This window comes from Variovorax sp. OK212, assembly GCF_900112425.1.
Classification (GTDB): domain Bacteria; phylum Pseudomonadota; class Gammaproteobacteria; order Burkholderiales; family Burkholderiaceae_C; genus Variovorax.
In genome coordinates, this window is record NZ_FOLP01000014.1 from 75,937 (window position 1) to 90,251 (window position 14,315).

Sequence of the window (14,315 nt, forward strand, 5' to 3'; positions counted from 1 at the left end):
GACATGGGCACAGCCGCTACACGCGGGCGAAGCGCGCCGGCCCCTGCACCGTCCAGCCGTCGCCCGCGGCCGGGTCCAGGTCGCGCAGGCAGCGCGTGAGCCCGTCGTCGAGGTCGAGGTTCACGCCGATGCGCCAATGCCCCGTGGCGCCGCGCTCCACCTGCACCACGGCAAAGCCGTTGCCGGTGCCCACCGCCGCCGTGACCATCGTCGCGCCGAAGGCGTCCGGCGCGGGGCCGAGGTCCGCCGTGCCGTCGAGCCAGAACTCGTCGGGCCGCGAATTGACGAAGGTCCAGGGCGCATACAGGCCCGAAGACACGACCGAGATCACCTCCACCGGCCCGCCCGCGCCCTGCAGCCAGAGGCTCGACACGCTCGACATGTGCCGGTCGCCCGACAGCACCACCACATGCCGCGCCGTGGTGTCGCGCAGCAGCTCGAGCAGCACGCGCTGCGAGGCCGGGTAGCCACTCCAGTCGTCCATGCCCAGGCGCTGCGCCGGGTCGCCGAAGACGGCCGCGCGCGGCATGGGGAACAGCGCCACGGGCGAGACGATGAACCTGGGCACCTCGGCGGACGCGGCCTCCAGCCACGTCTTCAGGTCGGCCATGCCGGGCTCGGCGCGAATGGCGGCCTGCGCCAACGGGGTCGCAACGGCCGCGGCCGGCGCGTCGGTGCGCAGCGCACGGCGCTGGCGCAGGCTGCGCGTGTCGAGCATGTAGAACGGAAAGCCGGCCGGCGCGATGCGGTAGTCGAAAGGCCGCTGGTCGCAGCGCCGCGCATCGATGTCGTGCACCAGCTTGTGCTGCTGCGCGAAGTAGCTGTCGAGCGCCACCTGCTCGGCCGGGTTGCCGTACGGGTCGGGGCTGGGCTCCCAGTCGTCCATCACCTCGTGGTCGTCGAGCAGCGGGTAGGTCGGCAGCGACGCCATCACCTGCCGCAGCGCCTCCAGCCTGAAGGTGAGCGCATAGGCCTGCCCCACGTCGTCGCCGCCCGCGGGCACGAAGAGCCCCGCGGTCTGGTCGACGTAGACCTGGTCTCCGGTGAGCAGGAGCAGTTGCGGCTTGTGCGGCGGCACGAGCGCTTCGGTCCCCTCCTTCCCTTCCAGCCGATCTGCAAGCCGTTGGTACGACACCTGCGCGGGCAGCCGGTCGACCAGCCCCGGCATGTACTGGCAGCTCGCGAGCGCAAAGCACAGCGCGTCCTGCGCGGGCGTGCCGTCGGGCTGCACGGCGCCGGTCCACGCGGGGTCGAGCCGCACCACGGCGCGGTCCAGCTGCGGGCCGCTCGCGGTCTTCAGCATGTGCTCCACCTGCGCGCGGATCGCATCGATCGGCTCGTCGTGCGGGTCGGCGAAGAGCCCGCTCATCAGCGACCGGCCCAGCACCTCGACCGGGCCGCGCGCCATCGGCAGGTCGTCATGCACGGTGAGCACGGCAAAGCCCTGGTACTTCGGAAGCATGTGGTCGAACAGGTCGACCTCGACAGCGGCCTGCAGCAGCGTCTCGCGCGTGGCCACGCGGCCGACCATGAAAGAGAAGTCGAACTGCCACTGCCCGTTCTCGCGTGTCGCGGGCACGAAGACCACGGCGCGTGCCGACGCATGCGCCGGCGGCGGCCGCAGCGCCAGGCGGCAATGCAGCCGGCCCGCATTGCCGGCCACGCGGCTCGCGTGGCCGAGCCACGGCCCGGTCCACGGCAGGCTCACCAGCCAGTCGGGGTCGGCCGGCTTCTCGACGCCCGGCTTCCCGCCGAAGACATCGAGGAAGCCGACGATGTGCGGGAACACGTCGTCGCAGGCCTTCTCGCCGATCAGCGTGTCCTGGTGGCCGTAGGCGTCGAGCACCCGCAGCTGGTGCGGCGTGCCCTCGCCCAGGAAGAGGTCGCCCTTGCCCGGCGCCGGCAGTTCGGGCGGATCGCGCGGCAGGCCGTCGTCCTTGCCGAACACGCGCTTGAGCAGCCAGAAGCTGTCGTACGAGCCGCGCCAGTCGAACACCGCGTTCTGCCGCCCGTGCAGCATCAGCACCGGAAAGCCGAAGCGCCTGCCGATCTGCTCGAACGCCACCGCGCGGTTCTGGCCGCCGGCGTCGGTCAGCACCTCTTCGCGCGCATAGCAGCCGACCTGCGAGAGGCCGCGCAGCTTCACGAAGCCGTAGATCGAGTCGAGCGAATCCAGCGTGTCCTTGCCGATGTTGTGCAGCCGCATGGTCTGGCCGAAGATGGCGTCGGCCCGGTGCCGCACGGCCGCGAAGCCCGGCGCCGTCTTCAGGGTCTGCGCCTCGCCGTCGTCGTCGGGGTACGGAAAGGTCGCCAGCAGCCCGTCGACCAGCAGGCGCTTCATGCGCGTGAGCTCGGGGCGCGTGTCGAACTCGTCGATGCCGGCGAACTGCTGCAGGTAGCCCGCCACGTAGCCGCGGAAGCGGTTGAACGCCGTCGCGCGCAGCAGCGGCCCGACCTGCGACAGCACCACCGCGCCGATGTCCTCGTGCAGCCCGGGCGTGCGCAGCACCGCCACGCTGAACATGGCCGCGCCGATGCAATGCGCCACCACGTCGATCTGCACCGGGGCCACGCCCGTGTCCGTGTCCGTGTCCGTGTCCGTGCCCGTGCTTGCATAGGCCGCCTGCACGGTGCGCACGGCATCGGGAATGTCGGTCTCGGCCACCTCGTCGAACGACCAGTACGCGCGCGGCCGGGCCGGGAAGCCGATGCTGGTGCGCAGGTCGAGCACCCACACCTCGCGTCCCGCCTCGAGCAGGCTGTGCACCAGGTTGCCGGGAATGCTCCTGTGCGAGAAGGTCGAGCCGCTCGCGCCGTAGCCGTGGATCAGCATCACGGGCCGCGTGCCGGCGCGCGGCGACGGCGGTCGGTAGCGCGACAGCAGCCGCGGCGGCGCAGCGCGGGCGCCTGGACAGGACAGGACATCGACAGGCTCCGGCGTCACGCCGTCCACCACGCCGGGCAGGCGTTCGCACTCGGTCTTCGGCGAGTCCGGCGGCGGCACGAAGTCCAGCACGTGGATCTGCAGCACGATGCGCAGCACCCACAGCGCCAGCTCGGCCAGGTCGCCCAGCTGGTTGGGCATGTCCTGCTGGTGCTCCACGCACAGCAGGGGCTGCTGCTTCTCGACGAAGTAGGAAGGGTCGAGCGTCATCCAGCCCAGGTCCTGCGACGTGAAGGGCCCGACGCGCCGCAGCTCGCCTTCGCTCAGTTGCCGCCAGGGGTTGCCGCCTTCGACGAACGCGATGCGCTTGGTGAGCGTCAGGCGGTCGCCCACCTTCAGCGGCGGGCCGTTCTCCACGCGCTGCACCGTCCACTCGTATTCGATGAGGCGCGCCTGCCCGAGGTGAGAGCACAGCGCGAGCAGGTCGGCCATGGTCGGGCCTTCGAAGACGGCGTTGTCTTCCTCGTCGGCAGGATCGGCAGGATCGGCAGGGCCGGCCGGCGCATCGCCTTGCGAGCCTTGCGGCTCGAGAAAGAGCTTCACCAGCGCCAGCAGCTTCTTGCGCGCGAGCCCGTGGCTGCGCAGGATGCGAACGATGCTGTCGCACTTCTCGCGCACCAGCATCGCGGCGGTGCCGGTGCAGTGCGCCACCGGGGCGTTGTCGCCCTTGCCGAAGCACAAGGTCACCACGGGTTGCGACAGCGAACGGGGCGCCGCGCGCAGGGTGGGCACGTCGACGGGTTCGAACTCCGCCTCGGCGCTGAGGTCGAAGGGCTGGCCGTCGATGAGCACGCGGCCCGTCATGCGCTCGCGCAGCGACACGCGCGTGGGTGCGGGCGTGCGCGGGTGCGTGAGGTCGCGGCGCAAGGGGCGCTGCGACGCGGGCGGCGGCGGCGCGTCGGCCAGCGCCAGGCCCCAGTCGGCGGCCAGCACCGGCACCGCGCGCTCGGCCAGCGCCGCGATGGTCAGCGAGGGGTTGATGCCCAGCGACACCGGCACGATCGACCCGTCGAGCACCGCCAGCCCGGGCAGCAGCGACTGCACTTCACCCGCGCCGCTGTAGACGCGGCCGTGGCTGTCGACCACGCCGCTTTCGCGCCGGTCGGCCATGCGGCAGCCGCCCAGCGGATGCACCGTGAGCACCGAGCCCACGTCGTCCAGCGCGCTCCCGAAGGCCGCGAGACTGCCGAACGGCGGAATCGGCTGCCACAGCGGGTTGGGCAGCACGCGCCCGCCGAGCCCGCCCGAGCCGCCGTGCGCCGTGCGCAGCGCGCGCAGCTGTGCCGCGAACACCGGCAGCGCGGCCACCTTCGGCCACGCCACGCGCACCTGCGCGTCGGCCAGCACATCGCCATCGCTGTCACCGTCGCTGCCGCCGACGAACTCGACCGTGCCCCCAGCGCCGTCGTCGCCCATCATTCCGTAGACCGGCGTGCGGCGCAGCATGTCGTCGTCCACGGCCAGCGGGTCGCGCGTCTCGTCCGGCGAATGAAGATCGAAGTCCATGCGCGCGAGCCCCTGCAGCGCGTCGGTGGTGGCGACCACCTCGGCCAGCAGGCGGCGCAGCGGGCCGGGTATGGCGAACTCCTCGATCACCAGCGGGCGCTCGCCCTTCTCACCCTTCTCACCCTTTTTCGCGCGGGTGCGCACCAGCCCCGTGATGGTCGGGCCGATGCCCCGCTGCTCGGGCGCGTCGCCTTCCAGCGCGCTGGACAGCGCCTCGTCGTCCTGGTCGGCCGCCACCGCGATCATGTCGCCGTTGGCCGAGAAGCCCGCGCCCAGCGACGGCGCAACCGGCAGGCCGCCCGCCTGCGAGCGCAGCAGCAGCTCGGTCGAGCCCAGCGTGCCCGCGGCCACCACCACGCGGCGCGCGCGCAGCACATAGGGCCGCGTGTTGTCGGTGCGTGCCTTGCGCCGGTCGGTGAAGAAGAACTCGACTTCATAGCCCGCACCGCCAGGCAAGGCCCTGATGCGGTGCGCCGTGGCGCCCGTGAACAGCCGCGCGCCGCGTGCATGGGCCTGCGCGAGGTAGTTGGTGTCCAGCGATTTCTTGGCGCGGTGGTTGCAGCCGCTGACGCAGTCGCCGCAGCGCAGGCAGCGGTGCATCGCCACGTTGGCCGGCGTGTGCGTGCCGTCCGCAAAGGCGATGGCCACGCGGGCCTTGCCGCTCGAGGCCGCATGCATCCGCGCGCCGGCCTTCATCAGCGAGGCCAGCTTGGAGACGGTCTCCGGAATCTGCTCGGGCGACAGCATGGCCTCGGCCTTGGCGTAGCCGTCGGCCAGCGCGTGCGGGTCGACATACGCGGGCCATCCGCTCTCGAAGGCGTCGGGCGTGGCGCGCTCCATCACCGCCGCGTTGATGAGCGAGCCGCCGCCCAGCCCGTTGCCCAGCAGCGCGTTCACCTTGCCGCCCAGGCGCACGTCGAACAGGCCCGAGGCGTTGCCGCGCGCCGGCTTGCCGTCCTGCATGCTGAAGCGCACATGGCCCGGCAGTTCGGCGAAGCTGGCCGGAAACTCGCCGGGCAGGTACTCGCTGCCGCGCTCCAGCACATAGACCTTGGCCGGTGCCGCGCCGGGCGGCGCGTCCAAGGGCACGGCCCCCGCGAGCCGCGCCGCAGCCACCGCACCGCCATAGCCGCTGCCGATGACCAGCACCTCGCAGTGCAATGCGCCGGGCGGCGCCGCGAGAATCTCGCGCACCAGCACCTCGGCGCCTTGCGAGAGCAGGCGATCGCCCGGGTCGTGGTCGTCTTGGTCGTCGCGGCGGCTGCCGTTCGTCATGGTCGGCTCCTGTCAACGTGCGTGTGGACGTGTGGACGTGTGGACGTGTGGATGCGGGTGAGGATTCAGGACCGGTCGATGGCCTCGGCCAGCGCGCGGCCCAGCCCGAGGTCGTCGACGGGCTTGCGCAGCAGCAGCAGGGCATGCCTGCGCGCCGCCTCGATCACCGCCGGGTCGGTGTCGGCCGTGACCATGACGATGGGCAATGCGGGCAGCGCAGGCAATGCGCGCACGTCGCAGCGCTGCGCGCGCAGGCGCTCGACCGCGTAGAAGCCCGACACGCCGCCGCCCAGCCGGCAGTCGACCACCACCGCATCGGGCTGGCCGGGTTGGCCGAGCTGGGCCAGTGCCTCTTCGACGGTGGCCGCGGACAGCACGCGGCAGCCCATTGCGCCCAGCGCGTTGAGGTAGGCGCCGCGCACCATCGGGTCATCTTCGAGCACCAGCACGCAGCGCCCGGCCAGGCTCCACGGCGCGCGCGTGTCGTCGCCCTGCGCATCGGCCGGCGCCGCGCGCGGCAGCCGCAGCCGAAAGCAGGCGCCCGCGCCGGGACTCGATTCAAGCTCGACCGGCACGCCGAGCAACTCCGCCATGCGCCGCACGATGCCCAGGCCCAGCCCGTGTCCCGCGGCAGGCGCGCTGCCTTCGCCCGGCCCTTGCAGCCGCACCAGGTCTTCGAACACGAGGCGATGGTTCTCGGGCGCGATGCCGGGGCCGGTGTCTTGCACGGCGAGCTCCACATGCGCCGCGTCCTCCGCACGAACGCGCACATCGACCCGTCCGCCTGAAGGCGAGAACTTGATCGCGTTGTCGATCAGGTTCGCCAGCATGCGGCGCAGCAGGTCGGGGTCGGTGTGCACCGCCAGGCCGCCGGGGCAGGCGGTGCGTAGCTCGACCTGGCGCGCCGCGGCCGCCGCGCCGAAGCTGCTCATCACGGCCGACAGCAGCCGGTCGAGCCGCACGCGCTGCGGCTGCGCCACCACCACGCCGGCGTCGAGCTTCGACACGTCGAGCAGCGCGTCGAGCATGGCGCGCAGCTGCTCCAGGCTGGTGTCGACCACGTCGACGATGGCGCGCGCGTCGGGCGCCATGCCCACGTGGCGCAGCGCGCCCACGTTGAGCGCCATGGCCTGCAGCGGCTGGCGCAGGTCGTGGCTGGCGCCGGCCAGGAAGCGGCTCTTGTCGTTGTTGGCGCGCACCGCCTCGTCGCGCGCAATGGCGAGTTGCGCGCGCTCGAACTCCAGCGAGGTGGCCAGCGCCTGGTTCTCGGCGCGGATGCCGAACGACTCCTCGAAGGTCTGCAGGTTGCGTTTGGCGAAGCGCGTCTGCACGCCGAAGAACATCAGCACCAGCGCGCCCACGCACCACCCGAGCCAGCCGCCCGACACCAGCCACATGGCGGCGGTGGGCACGAAGAGCAGGCCCGCGTAGGCCAGGAAGGCGGGCATCACGGTGGCGCTGGTGGACACCGCGCCCGCGCCCCAGGACACCAGGATCATCGTGAGCACCGCGTCGAGCGTCGGGTCGAGCCGCGTCATGAACAGCGCCGCCGAGCCGTTGCACGCGCCGATCAGCACGTTCCAGCGCACCGTGGCGCGCAGCCGCGCGGCAATGGGGCGCGTGCGGTCGGCGGCCATGCGCGCGAGCGCGGCGGCGCGCCACTCGCGGCTGGCGATCACCGCGGCGAACCAGCCCAGCACGAAGGGCGCCGGCACGTCGCGCCAGACGATGGCGGCCACCACCACCGCGGTGAGCAGGATCTGCCAGCGCAGCCCCACGGCCTGCTCGGCGACGACCTGCAGGCGGCGCTCGTCGAGCTCGCTCGGCACGACGGGGGCAGGTGGCACCTCTGGCGCCACGGACGCCACGGACGCCACGGACGCAGCGGGCACGTCTGGCACGGTGGACATGCCGGTGCCCACGCTCAGGCCGCCTCGAGCGCCCACGCCGCCTGCGCGTCGAACACGCGGCACATGGCGTCGGTGCGGTTGCGCGCGCCCAACGCGCGGTAGACCATCGACAGGTGCACCTTCACCGTGCCCTCGGCAATCGACAGCTGGCGCGCGATGAGCTTGACGGGCGTGCCCCGTATCGCGAGCGCCAGCACCTGGCGCTGGCGCGGCGACAGCTCGGCGCGCAGGAAGCCGGCGAGGTCTTCGCGCGGCAGCTCGTCGGGGTAGCGCGCGCGCGTCACGTCGTCGGCCAGCACGAACTCGGCCGGCAGGTAGATGCGGTGGCGCAGCACCACGCGCAACGCGGCTTCCATGTCCTCGAGCCGATACGACTTGGGTATGAAGCCGGCCGCGCCGGCCTCGATGACCTCGCGCACGCGCTGCGGCGAGCTCTCGGCCGACTGCATGCACACCGGCGTGGCCTCGAAGTGCGCCTTCACGGCCTTCAGCGCGGCAACGCCCGAGAGCTGCGGCAGGTGGTAGTCGAGCAGCAGCAGGTCGACACCCGCGGGCTCCAGCCGGCAGGCGTGCTCGGCGTCCCGCACGGCTTCGAAGTGAAGGGGGCTGCCGGGCTCGATCTCGGCGGCCATGCGCTCCAGCAGGAGGCGCGTGCCGTTCCAGACGATTTCATGGTCATCGACCAACAGAACCTTCATAGGGCCCTCTCGGTAGCGCATTGACCTCCCCGCCTCGATGCAGGTTAGCGCAAAGGACCTCAATAAGCGAGCGCACGCACCTACACCAAAGGCCTAGTCCGATCGCCACCCCCAAGCCGTGCCGTGGATGCGCCGCGGGACTAGGCCGCCGCTAGGCGCTGCGTTCAATTGTTGCGGCGGGGGCCGCGCGGAAGACTGGCCGCATCGATTGCAACGCCGCGTTCGATGCACCTGGAACCGCCATGAACACCACCGACAAGCCCCTCGCCGCCTTGCTCGCCGCTTCCCTTGCTGCCTTGCGGCTCACTGCGTGCCGGCTGTGCATCCTGGCGCTTCAGCACCTCGTGATCAGCCGCGCGCTGTGCGGCGCGCTCATGGTCGCGCTGTCGATGCTCGCGGGCTGCGCCGCGTTGCCCGGCGACGTGCAGCGGGTCGCCTCGCAGGCGCGCACCGACGTCGGGGACAGCACGCTCGCGCACATCGCCGCCGCGTCACTGCCCGGTGCGGCGGGGCCGCTGTCCGGCGTGCGGCTGCTGCCGGGCGGCGACGATGCCTTCGACGCGCGCATCGCGCTCGCGGCGGCCGCGCAGCACAGCATCGACGCGCAGTACTACGTGGTGGCCGACGACACCTCGGGCCGGCAGTTTCTGCGCGAGCTGCGCGACGCGGCACAGCGCGGCGTGCGCGTGCGGCTGCTGGTCGACGACCTGTACGCGGGCGGCGAAGACGAGCTGCTGGCCGGCCTGGCCGCGCACGCCAACGTCGAGGTGCGCGTGTTCAACCCGCTGCCCGTGCGCAGCGGCGGCCTGCGCACGCGCGTGCTGCTGTCGCTGCACCAGATCGGGCGCGTGAACCGGCGCATGCACAACAAGCTCTTCATTGCCGACAACAGCTTTGCCATCACGGGCGGCCGCAACATTGCCGACGAGTACTTCGGCCGCAGCAAGCCGGCGAACTTCATCGACATGGACGCGCTGCTGGCCGGCCCCGCGGTGCGCGAGCTGTCCGCGAGCTTCGACGCGTTCTGGAACGGGCCGCTGTCGTACCCCTTCGAGGCCATTGCAGCCGGCGACCGGCCCGCACCCGCCTACGCCCGCGAACGCTTCGCGGCGCTGGTGCGCCACCTCGGGCGCTTCATGCCCGCGGCCGGCGAACGCGATGCATTGGGGCGCGGCGCGGTCGGCGTGCAACTGGCGCAAGGGCGGGTCGAACTGGTGCCCGCCAGCGTGCGCGTGGTCGCCGACGCGGTGGTGCAGGCGCAGCCGGTGGCGGGCGATGCGGGCGGCGACTTGGACGGCACCGAAGGCGCGGTGATGGCCGCGAACCTCGACCTGTTTCGCACCGCGCGCTCCGAGGTGCTGGTCGTGTCGCCCTACTTCGTGCCCATGCCCCGCATGATCGACGCGCTGACGCATGCGAGCCAGGGCGGCGCGCGCGTGTCGGTCATGACCAACTCGCTGGCCACCACCGACGAGCCGCTGGTGCACTACGGCTATGCGCGGCACCGCAGCGCCATCCTGGCGCTGGGCGCCACGCTGTACGAGCTGATGCCCGCGAGCGAGCCGCGCCCGGCCGAGACCGAAAGCGGCCGCGGCGCCGGCTCGCTGGGGCGCCTGCACGCCAAGCTGGCCGTGATCGACCGGCGCTGGTTCTACGTCGGCTCGATGAACATGGACCGCCGCTCGGCCCACTGCAACACGGAGCTGGGGCTGGTCGTCGACAGCCCCGCGCTGGCGGGCGAACTCGCGGACCTCATCGAGCGCGAGCGCATGCCCGCGAGCTTTGCGGTGAGCGAGGCGCCGGAGCGCGGCGGGCTGCAGTGGAGCTTCCTGCGCGGCGGACAGCGGTGGGTGCTGCACCAGGAGCCCGAGTCGACCTGGGCGCAGCGGCTGCGGTGGTCGCTGCTGTCACTGGTGGTCGACGAAGATCTGCTGTGACGCGACCGGCGCGCCTTGCGGCAGCGCGCGGCTCACATCGGGATCACGTCAGCGCCGCGGCTACTTTCCGCAGGCGTTGCCCGGTCCGGGATAGAACTTGATGCACGAGCACAACCCGTGGCGGTTGGTTTCGGCGGCGCACCAGGCGCGCTGCTTGTCTTCCTTGGCCTTCGCGATCACCAGGCCCTTTTCCGCCTCGGCCTTGGTCTTGGCCTGCGCGGCGGCCGTGCGCGCCTTGCTGTCGGCTTCGGCCTTGGCGAGTTGCTGGGCGCGCTGCTCCGCGGTCTGCTCGTGCGACGGCACGCGGGTCAGCACCGGGCCCAGCGGCTTCACCGGCCTGGAAGGCGCCTCGCTTTTGGGCTCGGGCTTCTTCTCCGGCGCCTTGGCGACCACCTTGGCGTCGCCCACGCAGATGGTCAGGCTGTGGAAGTCGTTCGGCTTGATCGCGTGGTTGTAGTTGCTGGTGCGCAGGCCGGCGCGCCAGAAGTCGTCGCCGGACTTGGCGAGCACCACGAACTCCGCGCTCGGCCAGTTCTGGCCGGCGGCGTTGCGCGTGGTCTCGAAGTTCGCCTTCTGCTCGTCGCTCATGCTCGCGTGGCCGCCTCGCTCAACGGCCGCCGCCTCCTTGTACGTCGGCAGGCGAGACTGCCGGCCGCCGATCTTGAAGTTGCGGCATGCGTCCTCGAGGATGTCCGCATGCGCGTTTCTCGTCGGATCGGGCGGCAGCTCCCACCGCAGGCCGGTGGGATCGGTGAACCCCACGGCGTGCGCCTGCAGGGCGGCCGACACCGCGAACAAGAAGGCAAGCAGCCTGATGGGTTTCATGGTCCTGGTCTACCGGTTGTTTTTTGTAACGGGCAGTCTATGGACCTCGGCGTGCCGGGCGGATCCCGCATTCAGGGGATAGACGCACAGGGGGGAAAGGGGGTTCGGCGTGCCGATGGCTTCGCGTCGAAGGCTTTCATGGCGTCTGGCCTTCGCGCAAGGCATCACCGACAGCATCACCCAACACATCCCGCAAGGACTTGATCGTCGCGTCGGCCGCGTCGATGCGCCGCTGCAGCGTCTCGTTCACGAGGCACATCAGGGCCCCGAGTTCGGAGCGGTTCGGATGAAGCTCCTCCGTGTCGTCAACCCGCTGCGGAAGGATGAGCTTTTCGAGGCACGCGTAGGCGCAGTGCACGCTGCGGATGCTCTCGATGTCGTCGTCTGCTTGCAGGGCGAGGGATTCGGGAAACGAAGGGGCGTGCGCGGACGCATTGACGGAATCAGCCATGGATGGCCTCCAAGAGGTGCGGTTTGCTGAAACCACCGCTCCCGAGACCAATCGAAGGCGGCAGCTCGACGGGTTGGTCTACCGGGCACCTCTTGCGAGAACCGGCCGGGCTTGCGCCCGCCCGTCGAGCCGCCAAAACTGGAGGCACGAACGACGAAGCCGCAGACCCTGCGGGGAACTGCGGCTTGCGTCGCAGAGATGCTTCAGGAGACCAATCCCGGTCGCGCTTTTGGCGTGACGGGCGCAGTATATCGAGGGGGCGTGCGCATGGCGCCCTGCTCAAGCAAGCAGCCTAAACACTGGAATCTTCTGAAGAGGCGCCTTGAGCCCAATCGCGGCAGCACCATCGCTGGCACCGGCGACTCTGATTCCTGCTGCACAGAGAGCAAGTCTCCTGCGGCGTCAATCCTGAGACTTGGTCCCAGCCTTGCCTGTGTAGGGGTTGACATTGCCCTTGGTGGACCAGTTGTCCGCCTTCGTGCTGTTCGGGTTGGTCGCATGGCTCGGAGCGACATAAGTTCCATTGCTCTTGGTGTAGCCGCTGGTCGAATGGCTACCACTTGAGCTTGACCCAGTGCTGGAGCCATAGCTTGATGAATGCGAGCCATGGCCACTCGAACTGTGCCCACCGCCGCCCCTGGCAAAAGCGGAAGAGCCCAACGCCAGGATTGCTGCGCAAACAATGATCGATTTCATTTCATGCCTTCCGCATCAGTGGCAATGGGAACCGCCGTTCTTGTGATCTCGATGGCAGCCATTCTTGTCCGTGCCCCCTGAATGGGCCAGCACGCCGCAGCTCATGCAAAGGGCTGCAATCAAAACCGCCATCTTCTTCATGTTGTCTCCTCAGCTTTTAAGAGTGCTGAAGTGTGGTGCCCGGTGCGATTGGCGCCACGAGGGTTTGCGAGACCCCATATTCATGGGAGCAAGGGATCAAAGATCTTTGACGCGGCTTGTCGAGATAGCAGATCCGCCGTTATGTGGGTCAGCTGCGGGCGCATCTTTTTTGCACGTGCCAACAGCCCGTTGTCTTGCGCAGTTGCGCGCGGCTGTCCCCTTGGAGCGTACCCAGCGAAGGCCACCCCGAGTTTCTCAGCACAATCGAGAACATCCAGTGATTGCCATGGCGCGCATATGCCACCATCACAACGGGCCAGATCCGACGTCAGCCGGCTGGACTGCTTAATGACATATATGGGAGTGAAATGCAGCTTCACGCAACCGTCAGTGCTTCACCGCGGCACAGCGACTACGATGGAGCGGCCTACATTTATTGCCATGACCCGCTGCAGGACTACTGCTTTTCCCTGATTCGCAAGACCGATTCAAGCGGAATTGAGGTGATGGTCGTTGACCAAATCGTTCGTCGAGTCGACCACCTCGACGTAGATCTCGGCATATCGGGCTTCACAGCAACGCTGAGTCAAGACGACGCGGCGTCACTTGATGGGTACATCGAATACCGTATTGAGTTTCTGCCGGGGGACTGGGAATGGCAGACGATCAGGAACTCACTTGCGGTCATTTTTCGAGAAAAGACGGGGTTGGTGATAGTCGACCAAGCCCAGTCTCGAATGTCTGCTTCCGCGCGCTACTGACGACAGCTTTGGGCGGTCCTGCCTTTCCAATCAGTGACTGCTTTCGAGAAGACTAAACCCGCCTCTGACGTGCGCAGCGCCGTCATTCAGTAGGGCCCACGGATCGCGACAGCCCGGCTTTCCCGACTGCACAAGACACCGCGAGCCTTCTTCCACTGAGCTTCAAGCTACGCTGAAAAACCGGTGAAGCATATGGGCCCGACTTCTGGAAAATATGCCGCCGAGCGTGCACCCTGCTGATGCACAACCATTGGCGAACCACTGCGAGCTCGCATTGCTCGTTCCCAGAGCGGAAACAAAAAAATCCGGAAGAGTTTTCACTCTTCCGGATTCATATTTGGTCCCGCCGCCAGGAATCGAACCTGGATCTCAGCCTTCGGAGGGCCGAATTCTATCCGTTGAAATACAGCGAGGATGGGGGTTCCGGCATGCGCCGGAGCCCGTGATTATGGCCTATCAGGCGGCCAGTGTTTCGGGTTCGTTCGCAACAGGGGCGCCGGGCAGCGGCCGGGCGAAGCCGAGCCCCGCCAGATAGACCCTGAACGTGCGCCGCCCCGTGGGCACCAGCTCGAAGGCCTCGGGGTCGAGCAGCCAGTTCTGGATGAGCCCGCTGATGAGCGCGTGCAGCCCCTGCGCCGCCACGTAGCCGGGCACCGGCAGCTTGATGCGGTCGCGCCGCGCGGCCAGCCGCAGGGCTTTCTCGAAATCGACCACGCAGGCGTTGCGCGCGTCGAGGTGGCGCTGCTGCACCGAGGCCATGTCGTGCGTGTACTCGACCTTGTGGGTGGCCACGTCGAACACGCGGCGCACCTGCGGGTCGGTGGTCATGAGGGTGAGCGCGTGGACCATGCCCTCTTCGATCTCGACCAGCGGGTCGTCGCTGCCGATGGCAATGGCGGCCTTGGGGCCGGCTTCCAGCGGGAGGATGACGCGCTCCATCATCGCGTTGAAGAGATCGGCCTTGTCCTTGAAATGCCAATAGATGGCGCCCCGCGTCGCGCCGGCCTGCTGCGCGATCTGCTGCAGCGTGGTCTGCGAGACGCCTTGCGCCTGAAACAGCAGCTCCGCGGCATCGAGCAAGCGATTCCGCGTAGCCAGTGCTTCTTCCTTCGTACGACGTGCCACCAAGTCTCCTGATTTGTAAAGGCAACGCCCTTTACGTATCGTGGGG

General features: G+C 69.5%; 10 protein-coding genes and 1 tRNA gene. 2 read left to right on the top strand and 9 right to left on the bottom strand.

The features are described from left to right. Nucleotides 1-16: 16 nt before the first annotated feature. The 3 genes from BM004_RS29445 to BM004_RS29455 all read right to left on the bottom strand — a co-directional run bounded on the left by BM004_RS29445 (nucleotide 17) and on the right by BM004_RS29455 (nucleotide 8,333). Entirely contained in the window at nucleotides 17-5,725 is a 5,709-nt protein-coding gene (locus tag BM004_RS29445; RefSeq protein WP_093218765.1) for an alkaline phosphatase D family protein, read from the bottom strand. A 65-nt stretch (nucleotides 5,726-5,790) separates the two neighbouring features. After that, nucleotides 5,791-7,635: a hybrid sensor histidine kinase/response regulator gene (locus BM004_RS29450; protein WP_143072552.1), complete on the bottom strand. Its 1,845-nt coding sequence runs from the start codon at nucleotides 7,633-7,635 to the stop codon at nucleotides 5,791-5,793. A 14-nt stretch (nucleotides 7,636-7,649) separates the two neighbouring features. Next, on the bottom strand, nucleotides 7,650-8,333 hold the full coding sequence (locus tag BM004_RS29455) for a response regulator (RefSeq protein WP_177206636.1): 684 nt from the start codon (nucleotides 8,331-8,333) through the stop codon (nucleotides 7,650-7,652). Between the two features lie 242 nt (nucleotides 8,334-8,575). On the opposite strand from BM004_RS29455, the gene BM004_RS29460 reads away from it, so the two are divergent. After that, nucleotides 8,576-10,270 carry a phospholipase D-like domain-containing protein gene (locus BM004_RS29460; RefSeq protein WP_093218770.1) on the top strand — a complete coding sequence of 565 codons (1,695 nt, stop codon included), beginning with the start codon at nucleotides 8,576-8,578 and terminating at the stop codon, nucleotides 10,268-10,270. A gap of 60 nt (nucleotides 10,271-10,330) precedes the next feature. Here BM004_RS29460 and BM004_RS29465 read toward each other — a convergent pair whose 3' ends face one another. From BM004_RS29465 to BM004_RS29480, 4 genes are all read right to left on the bottom strand, one after another. Next, nucleotides 10,331-11,095 (bottom strand): hypothetical protein, encoded by a 765-nt coding sequence (locus BM004_RS29465; RefSeq protein WP_093132720.1) that lies wholly within the window; start codon nucleotides 11,093-11,095, stop codon nucleotides 10,331-10,333. A gap of 136 nt (nucleotides 11,096-11,231) precedes the next feature. Continuing rightward, a complete protein-coding gene (locus BM004_RS29470) occupies nucleotides 11,232-11,546 on the bottom strand; it encodes a hypothetical protein (protein WP_093218772.1) in 315 nt (104 codons plus the stop codon). Nucleotides 11,547-11,948: 402 nt separating this feature from the next. After that, nucleotides 11,949-12,242 carry a hypothetical protein gene (locus tag BM004_RS29475; RefSeq protein WP_093132716.1) on the bottom strand — a complete coding sequence of 98 codons (294 nt, stop codon included), beginning with the start codon at nucleotides 12,240-12,242 and terminating at the stop codon, nucleotides 11,949-11,951. Nucleotides 12,243-12,257: 15 nt separating this feature from the next. Further along, entirely contained in the window at nucleotides 12,258-12,383 is a 126-nt protein-coding gene (locus BM004_RS29480) for a YHYH domain-containing protein (protein WP_094030693.1), read from the bottom strand. A 368-nt stretch (nucleotides 12,384-12,751) separates the two neighbouring features. Here BM004_RS29480 and BM004_RS29485 point away from each other — a divergent pair, with 368 nt between their 5' ends. Continuing rightward, a complete protein-coding gene (locus tag BM004_RS29485; RefSeq protein ID WP_093132714.1) occupies nucleotides 12,752-13,144 on the top strand; it encodes a hypothetical protein in 393 nt (130 codons plus the stop codon). A 338-nt stretch (nucleotides 13,145-13,482) separates the two neighbouring features. Here the strand turns inward: BM004_RS29485 and BM004_RS29490 are convergent. Together BM004_RS29490 and BM004_RS29495 are read right to left on the bottom strand one after the other, a co-directional pair. Further along, a tRNA-Arg gene (locus BM004_RS29490) sits at nucleotides 13,483-13,557 on the bottom strand. Nucleotides 13,558-13,600: 43 nt separating this feature from the next. Beyond that, complete coding sequence (locus BM004_RS29495; protein WP_093132712.1) at nucleotides 13,601-14,272, bottom strand: TetR family transcriptional regulator; 672 nt, start codon at nucleotides 14,270-14,272, stop codon at nucleotides 13,601-13,603. Nucleotides 14,273-14,315: the final 43 nt, after the last annotated feature.